The sequence below is a fragment of the Salmonella sp. 741265116_PST genome (assembly GCF_046567715.1).
Taxonomy (GTDB): Bacteria; Pseudomonadota; Gammaproteobacteria; order Enterobacterales; family Enterobacteriaceae; genus Salmonella; species Salmonella enterica.
This window is the reverse complement of record NZ_JBKFPH010000015.1, coordinates 40800-62977: the sequence shown is the minus strand read 5'-3', so window position 1 is coordinate 62977 and position 22178 is coordinate 40800. Positions and strand designations below refer to the sequence as shown.

Annotated in this window: 20 protein-coding genes; 8 read left to right on the top strand and 12 right to left on the bottom strand. The window is 52.7% G+C overall.

Going from position 1 to position 22178, the window contains the following annotated elements; translation table 11 throughout:
• Positions 1–2 precede the first annotated feature (2 nt).
• Positions 3–812 carry an aminodeoxychorismate lyase gene (gene pabC / locus ACLD11_RS12540; protein ID WP_183060546.1) on the bottom strand — a complete coding sequence of 270 codons (810 nt, stop codon included), beginning with the start codon at positions 810–812 and terminating at the stop codon, positions 3–5.
• A 403-nt stretch (positions 813–1215) separates the two neighbouring features.
• Here pabC and ACLD11_RS12535 point away from each other — a divergent pair, with 403 nt between their 5' ends.
• The 6 genes from ACLD11_RS12535 (at position 1216) to ACLD11_RS12510 (ending at position 7199) form a co-directional block, all read left to right on the top strand.
• Positions 1216–1758 (top strand): fimbrial protein, encoded by a 543-nt coding sequence (locus ACLD11_RS12535; RefSeq protein WP_411011656.1) that lies wholly within the window; start codon positions 1216–1218, stop codon positions 1756–1758.
• A 75-nt stretch (positions 1759–1833) separates the two neighbouring features.
• Positions 1834–2511 (top strand): molecular chaperone, encoded by a 678-nt coding sequence (locus tag ACLD11_RS12530; RefSeq protein ID WP_411011655.1) that lies wholly within the window; start codon positions 1834–1836, stop codon positions 2509–2511.
• A 23-nt stretch (positions 2512–2534) separates the two neighbouring features.
• Positions 2535–5090, top strand: a complete 2556-nt coding sequence (locus tag ACLD11_RS12525; protein WP_411011654.1) for a fimbria/pilus outer membrane usher protein — start codon at positions 2535–2537, stop codon at positions 5088–5090.
• 37 nt (positions 5091–5127) lie between these two features.
• Complete coding sequence (locus ACLD11_RS12520; RefSeq protein WP_411014967.1) at positions 5128–6126, top strand: fimbrial protein; 999 nt, start codon at positions 5128–5130, stop codon at positions 6124–6126.
• A 12-nt stretch (positions 6127–6138) separates the two neighbouring features.
• Positions 6139–6660: a fimbrial protein gene (locus ACLD11_RS12515; protein ID WP_411014966.1), complete on the top strand. Its 522-nt coding sequence runs from the start codon at positions 6139–6141 to the stop codon at positions 6658–6660.
• Positions 6661–6674: 14 nt separating this feature from the next.
• Positions 6675–7199, top strand: a complete 525-nt coding sequence (locus tag ACLD11_RS12510; RefSeq protein ID WP_411011651.1) for a fimbrial protein — start codon at positions 6675–6677, stop codon at positions 7197–7199.
• A 70-nt stretch (positions 7200–7269) separates the two neighbouring features.
• Here ACLD11_RS12510 and fabF read toward each other — a convergent pair whose 3' ends face one another.
• The 8 genes from fabF to yceD all read right to left on the bottom strand — a co-directional run bounded on the left by fabF (position 7270) and on the right by yceD (position 13673).
• On the bottom strand, positions 7270–8511 hold the full coding sequence (fabF, locus tag ACLD11_RS12505) for a beta-ketoacyl-ACP synthase II (RefSeq protein ID WP_411014965.1): 1242 nt from the start codon (positions 8509–8511) through the stop codon (positions 7270–7272).
• Positions 8512–8596: 85 nt separating this feature from the next.
• Positions 8597–8833, bottom strand: coding sequence for an acyl carrier protein (acpP, locus tag ACLD11_RS12500; protein WP_000103754.1), 237 nt, complete (start codon positions 8831–8833; stop codon positions 8597–8599).
• 155 nt (positions 8834–8988) lie between these two features.
• Entirely contained in the window at positions 8989–9723 is a 735-nt protein-coding gene (gene fabG, locus ACLD11_RS12495) for a 3-oxoacyl-ACP reductase FabG (RefSeq protein ID WP_224229057.1), read from the bottom strand.
• Positions 9724–9735: 12 nt separating this feature from the next.
• Positions 9736–10665, bottom strand: coding sequence for an ACP S-malonyltransferase (gene fabD / locus ACLD11_RS12490; protein ID WP_000191343.1), 930 nt, complete (start codon positions 10663–10665; stop codon positions 9736–9738).
• Between the two features lie 15 nt (positions 10666–10680).
• Positions 10681–11634, bottom strand: a complete 954-nt coding sequence (gene fabH / locus ACLD11_RS12485; RefSeq protein ID WP_085335253.1) for a beta-ketoacyl-ACP synthase III — start codon at positions 11632–11634, stop codon at positions 10681–10683.
• A 79-nt stretch (positions 11635–11713) separates the two neighbouring features.
• Entirely contained in the window at positions 11714–12793 is a 1080-nt protein-coding gene (plsX, locus tag ACLD11_RS12480) for a phosphate acyltransferase PlsX (protein WP_001518286.1), read from the bottom strand.
• Between the two features lie 133 nt (positions 12794–12926).
• Positions 12927–13100: a 50S ribosomal protein L32 gene (gene rpmF / locus ACLD11_RS12475; RefSeq protein ID WP_000290727.1), complete on the bottom strand. Its 174-nt coding sequence runs from the start codon at positions 13098–13100 to the stop codon at positions 12927–12929.
• Positions 13101–13151: 51 nt separating this feature from the next.
• A complete protein-coding gene (yceD, locus tag ACLD11_RS12470; RefSeq protein ID WP_001174492.1) occupies positions 13152–13673 on the bottom strand; it encodes a 23S rRNA accumulation protein YceD in 522 nt (173 codons plus the stop codon).
• A gap of 197 nt (positions 13674–13870) precedes the next feature.
• On the opposite strand from yceD, the gene ACLD11_RS12465 reads away from it, so the two are divergent.
• On the top strand, positions 13871–14455 hold the full coding sequence (locus ACLD11_RS12465; RefSeq protein WP_001137603.1) for a Maf family protein: 585 nt from the start codon (positions 13871–13873) through the stop codon (positions 14453–14455).
• Between the two features lie 82 nt (positions 14456–14537).
• On the opposite strand, the gene rluC is transcribed toward ACLD11_RS12465, so the two are convergent.
• Positions 14538–15491 (bottom strand): 23S rRNA pseudouridine(955/2504/2580) synthase RluC, encoded by a 954-nt coding sequence (rluC, locus tag ACLD11_RS12460; protein ID WP_000846310.1) that lies wholly within the window; start codon positions 15489–15491, stop codon positions 14538–14540.
• Positions 15492–16064: 573 nt separating this feature from the next.
• Between rluC and rne the strand changes: the two genes are divergently transcribed.
• On the top strand, positions 16065–19271 hold the full coding sequence (gene rne / locus ACLD11_RS12455; RefSeq protein WP_411014964.1) for a ribonuclease E: 3207 nt from the start codon (positions 16065–16067) through the stop codon (positions 19269–19271).
• Positions 19272–19522: 251 nt separating this feature from the next.
• On the opposite strand, the gene flgL is transcribed toward rne, so the two are convergent.
• Both flgL and flgK read right to left on the bottom strand, forming a co-directional pair.
• Positions 19523–20476, bottom strand: coding sequence for a flagellar hook-associated protein FlgL (flgL, locus tag ACLD11_RS12450; RefSeq protein WP_058331241.1), 954 nt, complete (start codon positions 20474–20476; stop codon positions 19523–19525).
• A 14-nt stretch (positions 20477–20490) separates the two neighbouring features.
• Positions 20491–22152: a flagellar hook-associated protein FlgK gene (gene flgK, locus ACLD11_RS12445; RefSeq protein ID WP_000096425.1), complete on the bottom strand. Its 1662-nt coding sequence runs from the start codon at positions 22150–22152 to the stop codon at positions 20491–20493.
• Positions 22153–22178: the final 26 nt, after the last annotated feature.

Here is a 22178-nt window from a genome sequence, read left to right as displayed (position 1 = left end):
AACTAATTCGGATGCTCACAAAATGGGGCTAAAAATTGAAACAGTGTTCGCGAAGAATACGACGTCCCGTGATAGGCGCGTATGGGAATAATCGGCATTAGCGCGTTGCAAATGATAATCTCATCCGCCTGCCTGACCGCCTCCTCTCTCGCCTGTACTTCAAGAACCTGGAAAGGAGATTGCGCCAGTTGGCGTAAACAAAATTGTCGCATAATGCCGTTCACCCCAGCCTGATCCAGACGCGGCGTAAAAACAATGTCGCCTGTACGCCAGAACAAATTAGCCGCACAGCATTCCGTAACCCATCCCTCGCTGTCAAGAACCAGCGCCTCATCGGCGTCCGTCTGCTCAAGATGAGAGCGAATCAACACCTGTTCGAGGCGGTTCAGATGTTTTAATCCGGCAAGATAAGGATTGCGCCCAAGCGGTATGGGACTAAGGGTAAGAGTAATCCCCTCGTCTTTCCAGCGGGCGTAGTGGGCAGGATAAGGCGACACGCTAAGAATCCGTGTGGGTGATTGACAACTGGCGGCGCTGTAACCGCGTCCGCCTGCGCCGCGGGTAATTATCACTTTCAGCACGCCTTCCCGATGCGGTTGTGCCAGGTGGCGCATCTCTTTTGCTAATACATCCCAATCGTTAAAGGGGATCGCCAAACGAGAGCACGTTTCTTCCAGGCGAGCCAGATGACGGGAAAACAGGGTAATCTCCCCCGCCGCGATCCGAGCAGTGGTAAAGCAACCGTCTCCGAACTGCACCCCCCGATCATTCACCGCGAGTCGTTCAGTGGATTGGCCGTTAATCAGATACATTCATCCTCCAGATAACCGCCCATCAGAGTGTCAGGGGAATGGCCTGCGCGCAAGGACTTTGCCAGCAAGATAACACGTTATTTCTCAGGTTTTCCTTATTTTAATAAGAAAAGGCATATTTATGTTAATCATAACAATAATATTAATCACAACATCTTAAATGACACAGTTAATTTATTTGGTGAATATATTTAGCAAAACAAAAAGCATTAATTAGATATTATTTATGGTCATAACTTTCACAGGTAGTCAGAATGTAATCGAGTATCGTCTGACGTTACCCTATCATATTTAATATTACAATTAGAAAGTCATGAATTAATATATTTATTACTCAAAGCCATATTTATCGTGCGCTGAGTAATATCTACGTATCGTAGTCAACCATGAAAGGATATTTTTAATGAAAGGAAAATTTGCCGCTACCGTATTATTCACCGCAATGGGGCTTGCTTCGACTGCAATGGCTCAGGATGGCCAGGTTAATTTTACCGGCAAAATCATCGAAGCAGGTTGCGAAATTAACGGCAGTGTCACCAGTTCTCAGGATGTCAAGCTGGGCGAGGTCTCTAAAACAGCGTTTACCAACGCTGGTTCAACGGCAGCAACCACCAAATTTTCACTGGTATTAACCGCCTGCCCTGCAGAGCTGCTGGGAAAACCGGTTTCCGTAAAATATGACGGTATGCCGGACACCCTGAATAACGACTATCTACAAATCACCGGTTACGGTACTACTGGCGTCGCTAAAGGTGTCGCTATCCAGTTGTTGAATAGCGATACCAGCGAACTGCCGCTGGGTACTGCGTCTAAATCCGTTACCATTGCCTCCGATGCGGCAGAAGAAACGAACCTCGACTTTTTCGCCCGTTATATCGCGACAGAAGATAGCGTATCAGGCGGCGAAGCCAACGGCGTCGTTAACTTTACCCTGACCTACAACTAATCGCGCGGAATTTATTCTCTCGTTTTAGTAAACCAATAAAGCCGGATGGACCCGGCTTTGCTTCAGAGATACTCCATGAATAAATATAGTTTACTCACTGCCGCCACGCTTATATTCACTACGGCAACCGTACAGGCTGGTGTTATTATCGGTGGAACCCGTATTATTTATAACGGCGATAAAAAAGAAACGTCGATTAGCGTTAAAAATCCGGACCAATCTTCTTATCTCATTCAGTCATGGAGTGACGCCGGGGAAAAAAGCAGCGATAAATCGCCGTTTATGGTCACGCCGCCGCTCTTTCGTTTAGGCGCAGGGCAGGAAAATAATCTGAGAATTCTCCGTACTGGCAGCAATCTGCCGGAAGATCGTGAGTCCCTCTACTGGATGAATATTAAGTCGATCCCATCGACGACGGAAAAGCAGGATAACGTTAACACTCTGCAAATTGCGGTGAAAACCCGCATTAAATTAATTTACCGTCCGCAGGCGTTGACGGAGCAACCGGAAAACGTCACCGCGAAGCTGACCTGGCAGCACAGCGGTAACCGTCTTACCGTGACCAATCCTACAGCCTACTATATGAACTTCAGCACGGTGAAGATAGGAACCAGCACCGTGAAAGACGCTACCTATGTCGCGCCGATGAGCTCCGCCAGCTTTACCGCGCCCGCCGAGGCCAGCGGCGACGTAACCTGGACACTTATTAACGATTTCGGCTCTATCGGGTCTGAACACCGCACTCGCCTGTGAGACCACATCGAAAGGATATCGGGATGAATGCAGACGCATACAAAAAAATAATGACGCTCAGTCGAATCGCCTGCTTTATCGCCCTGCAGTGCGCACTGCCAGCCAGTAACACTGCGTTTGCCCGCGAATATTTTAACCCAGCGCTGTTGGGGATCGACGGGCCGGGAAAAGAACTTACCGATCTTTCCGCTTTTGAAGAAGGCATCGGCCAAATGCCTGGCACCTATCGCGTTGACGTCATTGTGAATAAAACGTCCGCTGGCGTGCATGACGTTAATTTTGTTATGCAAAAAGATACGACAGGCAACACCACTCTGCAGCCCTGCTTCAGCGTTGACTCACTGCGCGAGTTCGGTATTCGTACCGACGCGTTTCCAAATCTTGCTGATCACGGCGACTGCGCTAACCTGGCGGCGATCCCGCAGGCCAGCGCCGAGTTCGCCTTTGAACGCCAGCAGCTACGGCTGTCTATTCCGCAGGCCGCCGTAGACAGCCATGCCCGCGGCTACGTCGCCCCGGAACGGCTCAATGAAGGCATTAACGCCCTGCTGCTCAACTATAGTTTTTCCGGCGCCAACACCGAAGCGCGCCGCGGCGATATGATCGACTCTGACAGCTATTATCTGAGCCTGCGTCCGGGCCTGAATATCGGCCCCTGGCGCATTCGCAACTACAGCACCTGGAATCGCAACGTCAACGGCGATAGCGCCGATGAAAGCTGGGATTCGCTCTACACCTACGCCCAGCGCAATATTATCGCGCTGAAAAGTCAGCTAACGCTCGGCGACAGCACCGCGCCCTCCGAGCTGTTTGATAGCGTGCCGTTCCGCGGCGCGCAGTTGGCCTCCGACGATGATATGTTGCCTGATAGCCTGCGCGGCTACGCGCCGGTGGTGCGCGGTATCGCCCGTACTAACGCGCAGGTAATTATCAAACAGAATGGTTACACCATTTATCAAAGCTATGTTTCGCCGGGCGCATTTGAGATTACCGATATGTACCCGACTGGTAGCAGCGGCGATCTTGACGTCACAATTAAAGAGGCCGACGGTAGCGAACAGCATCAGACGGTGGCCTTCGCCTCTCTGCCTATTCTGCAGCGCGAAGGGCGGCTGAAGTACAGCGTGACCAGCGGCCAGTATCGCCCCTATGAGAGCGATATCGACAAAAAAATGTTTACCCAGGCCACCCTGATTTACGGCCTGCCAGCCGGGTTTACGGTATATGGCGGAGGCCAGCTCTCACAACACTACAAGTCCCTGCTCACCGGGCTTGGAAAAAACCTCGGCGAGTTGGGTGCCGTCTCGGTGGATGGCACTCAGGCATGGTCAACGCAAAAAGATCAGGATAAAGAGAGCGGCCAGTCCTGGCGCATCCGTTACAGTAAAAATATTCTCGAAACCGGCACCAATATCTCTATTTCGGGTTATCGCTACTCTACATCGGGCTACTACACCCTCCAGGAGGTGCTGGATACCTGGCGTGACGACGAGTCGCAAAATAATAACGACCGCCGCCGCAACCGTGCTGAATTTCAGCTTAACCAGAGCATCGGTGAGAGTCTGGGGTCACTGTCGCTCAATGCCATTAGCGAAGATTACTGGAACAGTGACCGGAAGATGCGCTCTCTCGGTGTGGGTTACAGCAATAACTGGAGCGGCGTGACGTACAACATCAACTACAGCTATAACCGCAATACCACCGACAGTAACGACAGCGACAAAATCTACGATGAAGATCAGGTCTTCTCACTGAGCATAAATATCCCGCTCGACCGCTGGTTGAGCCACAGTTACGCCACCTACAACCTGAATACCAGCAAACGGGGCAATACCAACCATACCGTCGGGTTAAACGGGTCAGCGTTGGAAGACAATAACCTGAACTGGAGTCTCCAGCAGAGCGAAACGAATCACGGTGAAGGCAATGGCGGTTACGCCAGCCTCGATTATCAGGGGACCTACGCACGAATGAATGGTGCCTACAGCTATGACAACGACCAGAAACGCGTTAACTACGGCATGGAAGGTGGCATTGTTGCCCACGCACATGGCGTCACACTTAGCCAGTCGTTGGGCGAAACCTCAGCACTGGTAGAAGCCCCTGGGGCGAATGGGGTTACGATAGGCAACCAGACGGGTGTAAAAACTGACTTCCGCGGTTACACCGTGGTGCCTTACGTGACGCCGTACCGTGAAACCGCCGTCTCACTGGATACCGAAACGCTGCCTGATGGTGCTGACGTCGACTTGACCAGCCAGATGATTACCCCCACGCGCGGCGCAATTGTACGCGCACATTTTGATACCCGTATCGGTAAAAGGGTACTCATGAATTTGTCGCGACCCCCTACGGAGATGGTGCCATTTGGAGCGCTGGCAACGATAGAGGGTCAATCTGCGGATAAGAGCTTCATCGTGGGTGACCACGGGCAAGTCTACCTTACCGGTGCGCCCGAACGCGGAACCTTAAAGGTAACGTGGGGCCGTACAGCGAATGACACCTGTCACGTAACATTCAATTTAACAGAAATGAATGCTGCTGATGGTGTGATGGAAACGCAAGAATCATGTCGTTAATAACGATGACCATAATCGTCATAAGGAAAACGCATTCGTGAAAAAAACAGTCGGCCTTGCGTTGTTAATATCTGTGTGCCCGTTGATAACGTCCGTTGATGCTCTTGCAGGTATCATAAATACAAAGAATGCAAATACATCAACTAAACCTTATAAATTCAGCTCATTTACTATGCCGAGTTCGGCCGGGGGGACAACCTGGTTTGATGACTGGGGGGAACACTGGGTATTGCCAATAATAGCTAGCAGCGAAAAAGGTTATATTGATTTTACTGTGAATGGCGAACCGACAGGGGGAACGACTACTAATGACGCAACGGTATATAAAACCAGTAACCCGGGTGTAGGCATTGCCTATCAAATGACTTACACCCCTGCGGGCGTAGTAGATCCGGATAAAGATTATACGGCGCCATTTCGTTTAGACATCAATAGTAATGTCAACTCGTCCGGCGACCTAATTATTCGCTACATGCTGGTGCGTTTAACGGATGAACTACCGGCGGGCCCCATTACTGAAGTGCCAAGCGTTACTGTTTCTTATCATAACCCAGCGGGTAGCGGGTATGGAGATGTGACTTTCGTGGCCCGTTCTGGTGTGGCCAGTCAGCCAAAGTATACGGCTTGTGGAATTAACGCACCAACAGAAATTAAACTCAACCCACTTTATGGGAATAGCCTAAAAACGGGTGCACAAAATAGTATTCAGGCACCGACGATAACGCTCACAAACTGCCCAGGGGCCATCAATGGTATCTCTTATAATTTTTCCGCAGTCTATGGAGCCCACGACGAGGCCAATGGGGTTCTTAATACTGTAACGGGTGATACCTACGCGAAAAATGTTTATGTGCAGATACAGAATACCGATGGTACGCCTCATACAATTAATTCAGCGGTCGCGATTCAGAATTATAACGGCTCCGGGGATTATGCATTGCCTGACTTTAAAGTGTCTTATTTTATAGATGATGCTGAAAGCGTAACTGCGGGTAAGGTCAAAACAGCCATTGAGCTTAAAGTTACTTACAACTAATAGGGACTATATATGATCGTTACAAACAGGAAAAAAATAGTGGTATTCATCATTGCGCTTGGTGGGTTATTTTCCTCATCCAGCCAGGCGGTCAATATTGATATTACCGGTACCGTTATCGCCTCACCTTGTGTGGTTAACGGCGGCGATGAATCTCTCGCTATTAATTTGGGGACCGAGATTCAGGCCAATACTCTGGAAACAAGTGGCAGCACTACCCCATGGGCTGAAAAGACATTGACGCTCACTGATTGTCCGGCCTCCACCACCTCATTTAGCGTAGCCTTTGCTGGTACCGCCGACACGGATACAGACTTCTACAAAAATACCGGCACGGCCACCAACCTGAAGCTTGAGTTGACGGATGACAAAAGCGAGCACGCCTATAAAAATGGTGCTGCTCTGAAGAACATCGCAATCTCATCCGACACGCATGCCTATGACCTGAAACTGCGCTCCCGTGCAGTGGCAACAGGCCTCGTGATGCCAGGCACCATCGAGGGCCAGGTACAGGCAACTTTCACCTACCAGTAACCCAGGACGGGACAATGGCGCAACAGATAAATAAACTGCTCCCCGCGTTGGCCTGTCTATGGGCGGCAAGCAGTATTTATTCCGTGCAGGCAACCGATATTAACCTGAGCGGTACAGTAATTGCTTCTGCCTGCATCGTGGATACGGGCACAAAGGAACAGACGGTCACGTTCCAGCAGGCTCGCGCCGTTGATTACCTTAAGGTGGGCGATACCAGTGAGTGGCAGGATTTTGAACTGACCCTCTCCTCCTGCCCGCCATCAACCACTCAGGTGACTGCCCTGTTCAGCGGTGATGCCGACACTGACAATACCACCAAATTCGCTAACAGCCAGGGCAGCGCTACCGGTATGGCACTGGAAATTATGACCCGCGATCACCGGACGGAAATCTCACCGGCGGATGCGCTGACCGTGAATGTGAACGACAATGACCACCGGGCCGTTTTCCCACTCTCTGCGCGCATGTACACACCGACGGGTCGCGTAACGTCAGGGGAATTCAAGACTGTCGTCCAACTAACCTTTACGTACCAGTAGCCTTCAGATCAAGAATACGTAAAAAAGCGGAGCGCCTGACGCTCCGCTTTTTTATTCATAACAGTACTGACTAGATACGTTTGAAAATCAACGAACCGTTAGTACCGCCAAAGCCAAAGGAGTTACACAGAGCGTACTCCAGTTCGCTTACCTGGCGCGCTTCATGCGGCACGAAGTCCAGATCGCAACATTCATCCGGGTTATCCAGATTAATGGTTGGCGGAATGGCCCGATCGCGCAGCGCCAGAATAGAGAAAATAGACTCTACTGCGCCTGCGGCGCCCAACAGATGGCCGGTCATCGATTTGGTCGAGCTCACCATCACTCGGTTTGCGGCATCGCCAAAGACTGACTTAACCGCCTGCGTCTCAGCTTTGTCGCCAGCAGGCGTCGACGTGCCGTGCGCGTTAACGTAGCCAATCTGAGCAGGCTCAATCGCGGCATCACGCAACGCGTTAACCATCGCCAGCGCAGCGCCTGCGCCATTTTCCGGCGGCGACGTCATATGGTAAGCATCGCTGCTCATACCAAAGCCGACGATTTCAGCATAGATTTTCGCACCACGCGCTTTTGCATGTTCGTACTCTTCAAGCACCAACATACCGGCACCGTCGCCCAGTACAAAACCATCGCGTTCTTTATCCCACGGACGGCTCGCCGCCTGTGGGTTATCGTTGCGGGTCGACAGCGCGCGCGCTGCGCCAAAACCACCTACGCCCAGCGGCGTACTGGCTTTTTCTGCGCCACCTGCCACCATCGCGTCCGCATCACCATAGGCGATGATACGCGCGGCATGGCCGATGTTATGCACGCCTGAAGTACAGGCAGTCGCAATAGAGATGCTTGGCCCACGCAGACCATACATGATAGTCAGATGGCCTGCTACCATGTTAACAATCGTCGACGGGACGAAGAACGGGCTAATCTTACGCGGTCCGCCTTTTACCAGCGAACTGTGGTTTTCTTCGATCAGACCGAGACCACCGATACCGGAGCCGATAGCGGCGCCAATACGGCTTGCGTTCTCTTCCGTCACTTCAAGGCCAGAATCCTGCATGGCCTGTACGCCAGCGACAATTCCATATTGAATGAAGGCATCCATCTTGCGCTGTTCTTTGCGCGAGATAATGTCATCACAGTTAAAATCCTTTACTAAGCCAGCAAATTTCGTTGCATAGGCGCTAGTATCGAAATGGTCGATCAGGCTGATGCCACTCTGACCGGCAAGGAGAGCTTTCCAGGTAGACTCTACGGTATTGCCGACAGGAGACAACATGCCCAGTCCGGTCACAACTACACGACGCTTAGACACGGTTGTCCTCCAGGGAGGGAAAATGATTCTAGTGGGACAAAAAGATAAAACTCAGGCGGTCGAACGACCGCCTGGAGATGTTCACTTACGCCTGGTGGCCGTTGATGTAATCAATGGCAGCCTGAACGGTGGTGATTTTCTCAGCTTCTTCGTCCGGAATCTCAGTATCAAACTCTTCTTCCAGAGCCATTACCAGCTCAACGGTGTCAAGAGAATCTGCGCCCAGGTCTTCAACGAAAGAAGCATTGTTGGTTACTTCTTCCTGCTTAACGCCCAGCTGTTCGCCGATAATTTTCTTAACGCGTTCTTCGATAGTGCTCATACTCTTAAATTTCCTATCAAAACTCGCTTTCGCGATGGTTTTCGTAGTGTATAAAATGTTGAAAAATTTGCAACTAAATCCCGGCAGGTCTTACCACGATTTTACGTTATTTTGCGACCTTTCGCCCTAATAACGCAAATATTTTTCAATCGTGATTAAACCATGTACATTCCGCCGTTGACGTGCAGAGTCTCACCAGTGATGTAACTCGCTTCGTCAGAGGCTAAAAATACAACCGCACTGGCGATTTCCTGAGCGCCGCCGAGGCGACCCGCAGGCACCTGTGCCAGGATACCCGCACGCTGATCGTCAGACAGCGCACGCGTCATGTCCGTTTCAATAAAACCCGGAGCCACAACATTAACAGTAATACCACGGGACGCAACTTCACGCGCCAGTGATTTACTGAAACCGATCAGGCCCGCTTTCGCCGCAGCGTAGTTTGCCTGACCTGCATTTCCCATGGTACCAACCACAGAACCAATAGTGATAATGCGACCACAACGCTTTTTCATCATAGCGCGCATTACCGCTTTTGACAGGCGGAAAACGGATGATAAATTGGTTTCGATAATATCGTTCCACTCATCATCTTTCATTCGCATCAACAGATTATCACGAGTGATACCGGCATTATTAACCAGGATATCCACTTCACCAAATTCTGCACGAATATTTTCCAGAACAGATTCAATAGATGCAGGATCGGTCACATTCAACATCAAACCTTTCCCGTTAGCACCTAAATAGTCGCTAATGTTCTTCGCACCATTTTCACTGGTCGCAGTCCCGATAACTTTCGCGCCGCGGGCAACGAGAGTCTCTGCAATTGCGCGGCCTATGCCACGGCTTGCACCAGTCACCAGCGCAATCTTTCCTTCAAAGCTCATGGTTTTCCTCTTTTATTGCGTAAGTGCCGCAGACAGCGCCGCCGGCTCGTTCAGCGCCGACGCTGTCAGGGTGTCGACAATACGTTTCGTCAGACCAGTGAGGACTTTACCTGGACCCACTTCATAAAGATGTTCAACGCCCTGCGCCGCGATAAATTCCACGCTCTTCGTCCACTGTACCGGATTGTACAATTGACGAACCAGCGCATCGCGGATAGCGGCGGCATCGGTTTCACATTTCACGTCAACGTTGTTCACTACCGGCACCGTTGGCGCGCTAAAGGTAATTTTGGCTAATTCAACCGCCAGCTTATCTGCCGCTGGTTTCATCAGCGCGCAGTGCGACGGTACGCTCACCGGCAGCGGCAGCGCGCGTTTCGCGCCAGCGGCTTTACAGGCTGCGCCCGCGCGTTCTACCGCCTCTTTATGCCCAGCGATGACCACCTGTCCCGGCGAGTTAAAGTTAACCGGAGAAACAACCTGCCCTTCAGCAGATTCTTCACAGGCTTTAGCAATAGAGGCATCATCCAGCCCGATGATCGCAGACATGCCGCCAGTACCTTCCGGAACCGCTTCCTGCATGAATTTACCGCGCATTTCCACCAGACGAACGGCATCAGCAAAGTTGATGACGCCGGCGCAAACCAGCGCGGAATATTCGCCCAGGCTGTGACCTGCCATTAACGCAGGCATTTTACCGCCCTGCTGCTGCCAAACGCGCCAAAGCGCGACGGAAGCGGTTAATAACGCTGGCTGCGTCTGCCAGGTTTTATTCAGCTCTTCCGCTGGACCTTGCTGGGTGAGCGCCCACAGATCATATCCCAGAGCCGCAGAAGCTTCAGCAAACGTTTCTTCTACGATAGGGTAATTTGCCGCCATCTCGGCCAACATCCCAACGCTCTGAGAACCCTGACCGGGGAACACAAATGCAAATTGCGTCATGTTTAAATCCTTATACTAGAAACGAATCAGCGCGGAGCCCCAGGTGAATCCACCCCCGAAGGCTTCAAGCAATACCAGTTGACCGGCTTTAATTCGCCCGTCACGCACGGCTTCATCCAGCGCACACGGCACAGAAGCTGCGGAGGTATTGCCGTGCCTGTCCAGCGTGACGACGACATTGTCCATCGACATGCCGAGTTTTTTCGCTGTCGCGCTAATGATACGCAGGTTAGCCTGATGCGGCACCAGCCAATCGAGTTCTGAGCGATTCAGGTTATTAGCCGCCAGCGTCTCATCGACAATATGCGCCAGTTCAGTGACCGCCACTTTAAAGACTTCATTGCCCGCCATCGTCAGGTAAATCGGGTTATCCGGATTTACGCGATCGGCATTCGGCAGGGTCAGTAATTCACCGTAACGGCCATCGGCATGAAGATGAGTGGAGATAATACCCGGTTCTTCAGAAGCGCTCAGTACCGCCGCGCCTGCGCCATCGCCGAAAATAATGATCGTTCCGCGATCGCCAGGATCGCAAGTGCGGGCTAATACATCGGAACCGACCACCAGCGCGTGTTTAACCGCGCCGGATTTAACGTACTGGTCGGCGATGCTTAACGCGTAGGTGAAACCTGCGCACGCTGCCGCGACATCAAACGCCGGGCAACCTTTAATACCGAGCATACTTTGAATCTGACATGCCGCGCTTGGAAATGCATGCGTTGCTGATGTGGTAGCGACCACAATCAAGCCAATTTGGTCTTTATCGATCCCCGCCATCTCAATCGCGCGATTCGCAGCGGTAAAGCCCATCGTCGCGACAGTTTCATTCGGCGCCGCGATATGGCGTTCACGAATACCTGTACGAGTGACAATCCACTCGTCAGAGGTTTCAACCATTTTTTCCAGATCGGCGTTAGTCCGCACTTGTTCGGGCAGATAGCTGCCAGTACCAATAATCTTCGTATACATGTACGCTCAGTCACTTTTCGGTTATATACCGTTACCTGTAAACGTCTGGCACGCTGGCGGCGCCGGGGAGACAGCGATATTATCTGTGCGCCCGCAGGTTTACGCCTTTGCCATCGTCCAGCGGTTCAAATCCGGCTGGGTATACAGATTCCAGGCGAGCGGCAATTCGCTGAGGAACTTGTCGCTGCACCGCCTGCACTGCCTGTTCAATCGCGACTGCAAATGCTCGCTGATTGGCCGCACCATGACTTTTTATCACCGTGCCGCGCAATCCTAACAGACAGGCGCCATTATACTGGTCGGGGTTGAGGTGACTGAATCGCCTCGTCAGGCTTTTTTGTAACCAACGTTTTAATAACAGCAGCCACCACGACCGTTTTTTCCCCTCGCCCTGTGATTTCAGCAGTGAAAGGAACATCCTGACAACCCCCTCCATCGTTTTAAGTGTGACATTGCCTGTAAAGCCGTCACACACCAGTACATCGGTTTTTCCCGTCAGTAACTCATTCGCCTCAAGGTAGCCGATGTAATTGATGGTTGGGACTGTTTTTAACATTAAAGAGGCTTCGCGAATACTGTCGAGGCCTTTGGTTTCTTCTTCCCCGATATTGAGTAGCGCCACGCGGGGATTTTTGATCCCGACGACCTCTTCCGCCAAAACGGCGCCCATCACGGCAAACTGCACCAGCATGGTACTGTCGCAGTCGACGTTGGCCCCCAAATCAAGCACTACCGTTTTGCCCTTTTGCTGGTGCGGTAATACCGTCACCAACGCCGGACGCTCAATCCCCTCAAGAGGCTTGAGCAATAATTTCGCCAGCCCCATCAGCGCCCCGGTATTACCAGCGCTAACGCAAGCTTCGGCTCGGCCTTCTTTCACAAGCTCCAGGGCCACACGCATGGATGTCCCGCGACTGGCGCGGATCGCCTGCGAAGGCCGGGCATCACTGGCAATAACTGACTGTGCAGGGATAATCTGCAGACGCGAACGTTGTTCAAAGTCAGCTTTGGCAAGTAATGGCGTGATAATATCGGGATTCCCGACTAAAAGAAGAGTGAGCTGCGAATTAGCGTTCAGTGCCTGCAATGCTGCAGGCACCGTCACGGAAGGACCAAAATCGCCCCCCATGACATCTAACGCCAGGGTTAGACGTGTCAAGGTATCGTCGCTGCCTGGTTCGGTGTTCTCCGCTTACGCGGAGAAATCCTCACTAAGCTTTATCACGCTTGTACTCTTCGGCTTTTACACCACAGGCACGCCTGTGATGCAAAAGGCATCGAGTATCGCGCGATTACTTAGCGATGACCTTACGGCCGCGGTAGTAACCGTCGGCAGTGATGTGGTGACGCAGGTGTTTTTCACCAGAAGTTTTGTCTACAGACAGGCTGGTGACTGCGGTCAGAGCGTCATGGGAACGACGCATGCCACGTTTGGAACGGGTTGGTTTATTCTGTTGTACGGCCATGGACCTTACTCCTCAATTACGGTTTATCCCTGCGTCCGCGGGGAAGACCTATTACTTACGCTTTAAGCTGGCTAATACGGCAAATGGGTTTGGCTTTTGCGCTTCATCAGGCAGTTCGCCAAAGACCATGTCCGCCTCGGACACTTCACAGTGTTCAGAATCATGCACCGGAACTACCGGCAAGGCGAGGATGATTTCATCTTCAACCGTCGCCAGCAGATCGATTTCGCCGAATTCGTTTACCTCAATCGGCTCATACGCTTCCGGCAGTGCTTCAGCCTGCTCGTCGGAACGGACAGGGCTAAAACAATACGTTGTGTGAACCTGATGGGTAAACGGTTTCCCGCAACGCTGGCATTCGAGCGACACCGTAACGACCGCATCGCCGGTTAAAACGGCGAGACGCTGGTTATCGATAGCGAACGACATGGAGCATTCCACATCACTGTCCACACTGACTACAGATTCGGCGACGCGCTCAACCTGATCGGGGGTATAGATACCCTGGTAATCAAGGCGTTTTTGAGCGGTACGAACCGGATCAAGAGTCAGGGGTAATTTTACCTTTTGCATAGGGCGCGCATATTAACTTCGTAACGTCATATAGTCAAAGAAAAAGGCAGCCTGCGGTTGCCTTTTGCCAATAATTCGCACACATTGCGGGTTACAGACTTATTTTCGCTCAAGACGAGTCAGTATGACAGGCTTGAAGACCGAAGAGCATAGTTTAAGATGGCTCTCATCATTACGCTATATCTGAGGGAAAAAATATGCCCCGTCTCATTCTTGCGTCTACCTCTCCCTGGCGTCGCGCGCTGCTGGAAAAGCTGACGATTCCTTTCGAATGCGCCGCGCCGGATGTTGATGAAACCCCCATGCCGGGCGAAGCGCCGCGTCAGTTGGTGCTGCGGCTGGCGCAGGCGAAGGCGCAATCGCTCGCCGCGCGTTTCCCGAATCATTTGATTATTGGCTCCGACCAAATTTGTGTTCTGGACGGTGAAATCACCGGCAAACCGCTGACGGAAGAAAAAGCGCGTCAGCAATTAGCCAAAGCCAGCGGAAATATTGTGACGTTTTATACCGGACTGGCATTGTATAACTCCGCCTCCGGGCACTTACAAACCGAAGTGGAGCCTTTTGACGTTCATTTTCGCCATTTAAGCGAAGCGGAAATAGACGACTATGTCCGCAAAGAGCATCCGCTGCACTGCGCGGGAAGTTTTAAAAGCGAAGGTTTAGGCATTGCATTATTTGAGCGCCTGGAGGGTCGTGACCCAAATACCTTGATCGGTTTGCCGCTGATCGCGTTGTGTCAAATGCTGCGGCGGGAAGAGATGAACCCACTGAATGCCTGATTAATCTGCCTGATGGCGACGCGATGCGTCTTATCAGGCCTACGGTGCATCACACGATTGTAGGCCTGATAAGCAACGCGCATCAGGCTTTACTACGCAATACTTCAAGGCAGCGCTTCAATTGCTTATCCATCGGCGCTTCAATACGCATCACTTCACCCGTTCCCGGATGGGTAAATTTCAACGCTGCTGCATGCAGGAAAAGTCGGTTCAACCCCGTATCCGCCAGTTGCTTATCAAACTCACGGTCGCCGTAGCGATCGTCGAACGCAATTGGATGGCCGGCATACTGGGTATGCACACGAATCTGATGCGTACGTCCGGTCACCGGGCTACAGCGCACCAGCGTGGCGAAGGCATAGCGCTCTTCCACCTTGAAGCGCGTTTCTGACGGCTTACCTTCCTGGCTCACGCGAACAATGCGTTCGCCGCTTTGCAGAATGTTCTTTAATAATGGCGCCTGTACGGTTTTAACGTGCGATTGCCACTGGCCGCGCACCAGCGCCAGATAATCTTTCTGCATTCCCTTTTCGCGCAGTTGCTCATGCAGCGAACGCAGCGCGGAGCGTTTTTTCGCCACCAACAGCACGCCGGAGGTATCGCGGTCAAGACGATGCACCAGTTCCAGGAATCGCGCTTCCGGACGCAACGCCCGCAGCCCTTCGATGACGCCAAAACTTAACCCGCTCCCACCGTGTACGGCGGTGCCGGAAGGTTTATTCAGCACCAGAATATGGTCGTCTTCATACAAAATGACGTCCGCCAACGCCGCCACTTTTTGCAAATGCGGCGACACGGCCTCTTCTTCGCGTTCAGCAACGCGAACCGGCGGAATGCGGACTTCATCGCCCGCTTCCAGTTTGTATTCCGGTTTGATGCGTTTTTTATTCACCCGCACCTCGCCTTTACGCAAGATGCGATAAATCATACTTTTTGGTACCCCTTTCAGTTGGGTGCGCAAAAAGTTATCAATGCGTTGCCCCGCTTCGTCAGCGGCGATGGCAACAATTTTTACGGATGGCGTTTCTGTTTTCATGGGGGGCGATTCTAAATAGCCTGTGAGATTCGCGCCACACATTTTTCTATGCTTATAGAGACGTCTATGCCAGTGGATGAACATTTTTCACTGCGGTTTTGCTGGTTATTAAAGCGATCGGCTCATGCTGGTGAAAAAACTGTGAGTAAGCGGGTGATAAATGGTAAAAGTCATCTTGCTATAACAAGGTTAGCAGTGGAATAATGATGCGGTTTCCGCACCGAAACTTGTTAAAACAAAAAGTTTAGCGGAATAACCCATTTTGTCTGACCGATCATCAACGCAGCAATGGCGTAAGACGTATTGATTTTTCAGACAGTTAGCGGGCTGCGGGTTGCAGTCCTTACCGGTAGATAGGATCTTCTCTGGAGAGTAATGCCCAGGCTGCTTCCCTGATAATTGCGCTGTGTTTCCGTATGAAATACAGGCAACCGACACTCTGCGCCTCTTTGAGCTGACGATAACCGTGAGGTTGGCGACGCGAAATAGTCACGAGGCCATCGGTTCATGCCCGGTAAGGCGTCACCATGCCCGCAGCTTAGTCGTCAACGTAAGAATAATGAGTAAGTTACGATGAAAAGAATGTTAATCAACGCAACTCAGCAGGAAGAGTTGCGCGTCGCCCTTGTAGATGGGCAGCGTCTGTACGATCTGGATATAGAAAGCCCCGGACACGAGCAGAAAAAAGCGAACATCTATAAAGGCAAAATTACCCGTATTGAACCGAGCCTGGAAGCGGCTTTTGTTGATTACGGCGCAGAACGCCACGGTTTCCTCCCGTTAAAAGAAATTGCCCGCGAATATTTCCCCGCTAACTACAGCGCTCATGGTCGCCCGAACATTAAAGACGTGTTACGTGAAGGCCAGGAAGTCATTGTTCAAATCGATAAAGAAGAGCGCGGCAACAAAGGCGCGGCGTTAACCACCTTTATCAGTCTGGCGGGCAGCTACCTGGTACTGATGCCGAATAACCCGCGCGCGGGTGGTATTTCCCGTCGCATTGAAGGCGACGATCGTACCGAGTTAAAAGAAGCGTTGGCCAGCCTGGAACTTCCTGAAGGGATGGGGCTTATCGTGCGTACCGCGGGCGTGGGTAAATCCGCCGAAGCGTTGCAGTGGGATTTAAGCTTCCGCCTGAAACACTGGGAAGCCATTCAGAAAGCCGCTGAAAGCCGTCCCGCGCCGTTCCTGATCCATCAGGAAAGCAACGTCATCGTACGCGCGTTTCGCGACTATCTGCGTCAGGATATCGGTGAAATCCTGATCGACAATCCAAAAGTGATGGAAATGGCGCGTCAGCATATCGCCGCGTTGGGCCGTCCGGATTTCAGCAGCAAAATCAAACTGTACACCGGTGAAATTCCGCTGTTCAGCCACTACCAGATTGAATCGCAGATCGAGTCAGCGTTCCAGCGTGAAGTGCGCCTGCCCTCCGGTGGTTCTATCGTTATCGACAGCACCGAAGCGCTGACCGCCATCGACATCAACTCCGCGCGTGCAACCCGCGGCGGCGACATCGAAGAGACCGCGTTCAACACCAACCTTGAAGCGGCCGATGAGATTGCCCGCCAGTTGCGTCTGCGCGACCTGGGCGGCCTGATCGTTATCGACTTTATCGATATGACGCCGGTACGTCACCAGCGCGCGGTAGAAAACCGCCTGCGTGAAGCGGTGCGTCAGGACCGGGCGCGTATTCAGATTAGCCATATTTCCCGCTTCGGCCTGCTCGAAATGTCGCGTCAGCGTCTGAGCCCGTCGCTGGGCGAATCCAGCCATCACGTGTGTCCGCGCTGTAGCGGTACCGGCACCGTGCGCGATAACGAATCTCTGTCGCTGTCCATTCTGCGCCTGATTGAAGAAGAAGCGCTGAAAGAGAATACGCAGGAAGTCCATGCCATTGTTCCGGTGCCGATCGCCTCTTATCTGCTTAACGAAAAACGGACGGCAGTTAACGCTATTGAGACGCGTCAGGATGGCGTCCGCTGTGTCATCGTCCCGAACGATCAGATGGAAACGCCGCACTATTCCGTGCTGCGCGTACGCAAAGGGGAAGAAACGTCGACCCTGAGCTACATGCTGCCGAAGCTGCACGAAGAAGCAATGGCGCTGCCTTCTGAAGAAGAGTACGCCGAGCGTAAACGCCCGGAACAGCCTGCGCTGGCGACATTCGCTATGCCAGATGTGCCTCCGGCGCCGACGCCTGTCGAACCGGCGGTTAGCGTCGCCACGGCGAAAAAGGATAATGTTGCCGCCGCGCAGCCTGCCCAGCCGGGTCTGTTTAGCCGCTTCCTTAACGCGCTGAAACAACTGTTCAGCGGTGATGAAGAAACGAAAACCGTCGAAACAGCCGCGCCGAAAGCGGAAGAAAAAGCGGAACGTCAGCAGGATCGTCGTAAGCCACGGCAGAACAACCGTCGCGATCGTAACGAACGCCGCGACACCCGTGATAACCGTGCCGGACGTGACGGCGGCGAGAGCCGCGACGATAATCGTCGTAACCGTCGCCAGGCGCAGCAGCAAAATGCGGAAGCGCGCGATACCCGCCAGCAGGAAACGGCGGAAAAAGTGAAAACCGGCGATGAGCAGCAACAGACGCCGCGTCGCGAACGCAGCCGCCGCCGCAATGATGACAAACGCCAGGCGCAGCAGGAAGTAAAAGCGCTTAACCGCGAAGAACAGCCTGTCCAGGAGACCGAGCAGGAAGAACGCGTTCAGCAGGTTCAGCCGCGCCGCAAGCAGCGTCAGCTTAATCAGAAAGTCCGCTTTACCAACAGCGCAGTGGTTGAAACGGTTGACACGCCGGTCGTCGTCGACGAACCACGCCCGGTTGAAAACGTTGAACAGCCCGTTCCAGCACCGCGTACCGAGCTGGCGAAAGTTGATTTACCTGTCGTTGCCGATATTACGCCGGAGCAGGATGATAGCGTAGAACCTCGCGATAATACCGGTATGCCGCGTCGCTCCCGCCGTTCTCCGCGCCACCTGCGCGTAAGCGGTCAGCGTCGCCGTCGCTATCGTGACGAGCGCTACCCGACACAATCGCCGATGCCGTTAACCGTCGCCTGCGCGTCGCCAGAAATGGCGTCCGGTAAAGTCTGGATCCGCTACCCGATTGTCCGTCCTCAGGAAACGCAGGTTGTTGAAGAGCAGCGTGAAGCAGATCTGGCGCTGCCACAACCGGTTGTCGCTGAACCGCAGGTTATCGCTGCGACCGTAGCGTTAGAACCACAAGCGTCGGTACAGGCGGTAGAAAACGTTGCCGTTGAGCCGCAGACTGTCGCCGAACCACAGGCGCCGGAAGTCGTCGAGGTCGAGACAACGCATCCGGAAGTGATTGCCGCGCCAGTTGATGAACAGCCGCAACTGATTGCCGAAAGCGATACGCCGGTGGCGCAAGAGGTTATTGCTGACGCCGAACCGGTAGCAGAAACCGCCGACGCGTCCATTACGGTGGCTGAAAACGTAGCTGATGTTGTCGTTGTCGAGCCAGAAGAAGAGACAAAAGCGGAAGCGGCTGTTGTGGAGCACACGGCAGAAGAAACCGTTATCGCACCGGCCCAGGTGGTGGAAAAGCCGCAGGACGTTGTCTGCGTTGACGATCATAACCACGCCAGCGCGCCGATGACGCGTGCGCCAGCGCCAGAATATGTGCCGGAAACCCCGCACCATAGCGACTGGCAGCGCCCTTCCTTCCACTTTGAAGGTAAAGGCGCAGCAGGCGGACACAGCGCCACACGTCACGCCAGCGCCCCGGCGACACGCCCACAGCCGGTAGAATGATGTAAATGCTGATACAAAGCCGACCGCCAGGTCGGCTTTTTTATGCCCCTTACAGGGCGATGCCTCACCCCATGGCGTCTTTTAGTCACTCCAGGCGTTTATGAGATCGGGCGGGATAATGCGTATGGATGGCGTCGCTACGGGCGCGACAATATGACCACTCAATGACGACTAAAAAAATGCCCGCGCCGGGGTGGATGGCGCGGGCAGACAAAACATATCCAGTTTCGTGATATGTTTCAAAAGAGGTGTTACCGGTTCAACTGGAAAAGCGACATTCCCTGCATGTCGGTAAACGTTTTATAGGACGCCTGTAATGCCGCCTGTTGCATGACGTAGGAGGAGATGACCGAGTTCCAGTCCACATCTACCAGGTTGCTCATCTGCAGCTTCTGTCCCAGCGCACGGTCGCTTCCCAGTGAATCCAGCGTACTGAGTTCGCTCAGTTGCGTTCCCAGTTCCGCACGAACGGTCAGGACGTTATTAAGCGAATTTTTTAAGCCGCGATTGGTTTTATCAATGGCGGCAGCGGCCTTTTCTTTTTCCACGTCATTGCCTTCCACCGGGGTATTGAGCGCGGCAATTGCCGTATCGAGCATGACAAACAGATTCTTTTCGGAGTCCGAGCCATCCGGTTCCGGCACCGCATTGCTGGTGATGCTATTAAAAATTTGCGCTCCCGTATGGCCAATTACCATCGTGCGTGCGGAATCCACCTGCTGGGTAACACTTTTCTCGCCACCATGATAACCACCTGTCGCCTGGTCGAATGGCGCCGCTTCCGTTTTATATCCGGCAAAGATATAGCGACCATTGCCGTCAGTGCTGTTTGCCAGGTTCATCAGCTGATCGCGGATCCCCTGTAAATCCGTCGCCAGTGACGCGCGGTCATCGTCGCTTAATGTGCCGTTTCCGGCATAGACGATTTTTTCCTGCGCGGTTTGAATCGCCGTCGTCACCTGACTGAGTACGCTTTCTTCCAGCGACACTTTTTGGGTGGCAAACGTACGCGCCAGGGCGTACTGGCTATTCTGCGCCTGCGCCTGAGAGAGTACTACAGCCTGCGACGCGGCGATCGGATCGTCAGATGGGTTGGTAACGCGCTTACCGGTAGACATCTGCTCGCCCAGCTTCATCCATTCGGCCTGAGAATTAGTGATGCCGCTCATATTTTGTTCGTACATCATCTGGGTACTGATACGCATGTCATCCTTCTCCTTTAGCGAATATTCAGTAACGCATCAAACAGCGCATTCGCGGTCTGCAATACTTGCGCATTCGCCAGATAATACTGCTGATAACGCTGCAAATTGCCGTACTCTTCGTCGAGGTTAACGCCGGAAACCGACTGTTGCTGTTTATAAAGCTGTTTAACCACATTCGCCTGCGTGGTGCTGCTGGTTTTCAGCGTTGACGTTTTGTTACCCACATCGCTGACCAACGTGGCATAAGCATCGTTAAAGGTTTTGTTGCCGCCCACGACATTGCTGTTTTGTAAGTCCAGCAATGCCTGACCATTGCGGTTATCGCTGTCGCCGGTATCCACATCAGGATCGAGTTTTGACTCAGACGCCATCGCAATCTCGGCTTCATTTGTCACTTTAACGTTCATGTCGACGATAGCATTGCTGACCGGCTTGAGAAGAAAACTGTCGTTTTTCTGTGCGCCGGTTCCTACCGTCACTTTAAGACCGTCAATCTCCAGTTTTCCGTCAGCATCTTTTGTCGCCGTGAAGGTGGTGTTATCCGCAGTGCGAGTAACCTGCCAGTCTGTACCGTCAAAAACAATCTTATAATCCGTCGCCTGAACCTTCGTGCTGTCGACCACCTTAGCGGTTAGCGATACCGTTTTATCGGCATTATTACTGTTGCTATATACCACCGGCGAGCCAATGCTAAAGAAGTCTTTCCCTTTATTGCCGTCGGCGTCATAACCTTTGGTATGCTGCGCGTTAAACGCATCGGCAAACGCCAATGCCAACTGGCCCAGCGTATTACGAGTCTGATCCAGATCCTGAGAACGGAACGTCAGTAATCCGCCGAGCGAACCGGTGTTCAGCAACTTTTCCGGAATTTCGATGTTACCGGCGGCCTCATCGACATAAGCGACAGTCGTTCGCGTCGGGTCGGCACTGGAGGGAACCGCCGCCAACTGACGCGCCGTCGACCCCTGCACCAGCGTATAGCCATTAGCCATCGTCAGGTTATAGGTGCCGCCGTCCTGTACACTCACCTCGACGCCAACGATCTTGTTAAGCTCGCTGACCAACTGATCACGCTGATCGAGCAGGTCGTTCGGCGATGCGCCCGCGCCTACGCCCGTCATACGGGAGATTTGATCGTTCAGGTTAGCTATCTGCTTCGCGTAATTGTTGATTTGCGCCACGCTGGAGCCAATCGCGATATTGACCTGTTTATCCTGATCGCGCAGATACTGATCGGTGGTTTTGAACTGGTTTACCAGCCCTTCCGCTTTACCAATCAGCGCCTGACGCGCCGCAGGATCTTCCGCATTACTGACTAACGTTTGCAGGCTGGTAAAAAAACTCTGCAACGAACCAGACAGTGAGCTGGATTTATCGGCCAGCAGGTTATCGATTTTCGACATCTGTTCATAGCGCGTGGTCAAGCCGCTGCTCTGGTTTTGCGCGCCGCGTAGCTGATTAGTGATAAACGCATCATATTCGCGCTGTACGCCTGAAACGTAAACGCCATTACCTATCCAGCCGCCAGCCCCTAACGTACTGTTTGCCTGCGCCAGAATAGTTGTCTGCCGGGTATAACCCGCAACGTTATAATTGTTGATGTTATTACTGACCGTATTTAACGCGGCCTGCGCGGCGTTAAGTCCGCTCATGGCGTGATTAATCAAGCTGGACATGATGGTTCCTTTTAATCCTTCAATAC

What these genes read in the sequence shown, in the direction of transcription:
- ACLD11_RS12535 (WP_411011656.1), top strand. Translation starts at nt 1,216, where the DNA reads ATGAAAGGAAAATTTGCCGCTACCGTATTATTCACCGCAATGGGGCTT.
- rne (WP_411014964.1), top strand. Translation starts at nt 16,065, where the DNA reads ATGAAAAGAATGTTAATCAACGCAACTCAGCAGGAAGAGTTGCGCGTC.
- ACLD11_RS12525 (WP_411011654.1), top strand. Translation starts at nt 2,535, where the DNA reads ATGAATGCAGACGCATACAAAAAAATAATGACGCTCAGTCGAATCGCC.
- ACLD11_RS12465 (WP_001137603.1), top strand. Translation starts at nt 13,871, where the DNA reads ATGCCCCGTCTCATTCTTGCGTCTACCTCTCCCTGGCGTCGCGCGCTG.
- fabH (WP_085335253.1), bottom strand. Translation starts at nt 11,634, where the DNA reads ATGTATACGAAGATTATTGGTACTGGCAGCTATCTGCCCGAACAAGTG.
- fabD (WP_000191343.1), bottom strand. Translation starts at nt 10,665, where the DNA reads ATGACGCAATTTGCATTTGTGTTCCCCGGTCAGGGTTCTCAGAGCGTT.
- ACLD11_RS12530 (WP_411011655.1), top strand. Translation starts at nt 1,834, where the DNA reads ATGAATAAATATAGTTTACTCACTGCCGCCACGCTTATATTCACTACG.
- fabG (WP_224229057.1), bottom strand. Translation starts at nt 9,723, where the DNA reads ATGAGCTTTGAAGGAAAGATTGCGCTGGTGACTGGTGCAAGCCGTGGC.
- yceD (WP_001174492.1), bottom strand. Translation starts at nt 13,673, where the DNA reads ATGCAAAAGGTAAAATTACCCCTGACTCTTGATCCGGTTCGTACCGCT.
- ACLD11_RS12510 (WP_411011651.1), top strand. Translation starts at nt 6,675, where the DNA reads ATGGCGCAACAGATAAATAAACTGCTCCCCGCGTTGGCCTGTCTATGG.
- pabC (WP_183060546.1), bottom strand. Translation starts at nt 812, where the DNA reads ATGTATCTGATTAACGGCCAATCCACTGAACGACTCGCGGTGAATGAT.
- flgL (WP_058331241.1), bottom strand. Translation starts at nt 20,476, where the DNA reads ATGCGTATCAGTACCCAGATGATGTACGAACAAAATATGAGCGGCATC.
- ACLD11_RS12515 (WP_411014966.1), top strand. Translation starts at nt 6,139, where the DNA reads ATGATCGTTACAAACAGGAAAAAAATAGTGGTATTCATCATTGCGCTT.
- rluC (WP_000846310.1), bottom strand. Translation starts at nt 15,491, where the DNA reads ATGAAAACAGAAACGCCATCCGTAAAAATTGTTGCCATCGCCGCTGAC.
- acpP (WP_000103754.1), bottom strand. Translation starts at nt 8,833, where the DNA reads ATGAGCACTATCGAAGAACGCGTTAAGAAAATTATCGGCGAACAGCTG.
- rpmF (WP_000290727.1), bottom strand. Translation starts at nt 13,100, where the DNA reads ATGGCCGTACAACAGAATAAACCAACCCGTTCCAAACGTGGCATGCGT.
- flgK (WP_000096425.1), bottom strand. Translation starts at nt 22,152, where the DNA reads ATGTCCAGCTTGATTAATCACGCCATGAGCGGACTTAACGCCGCGCAG.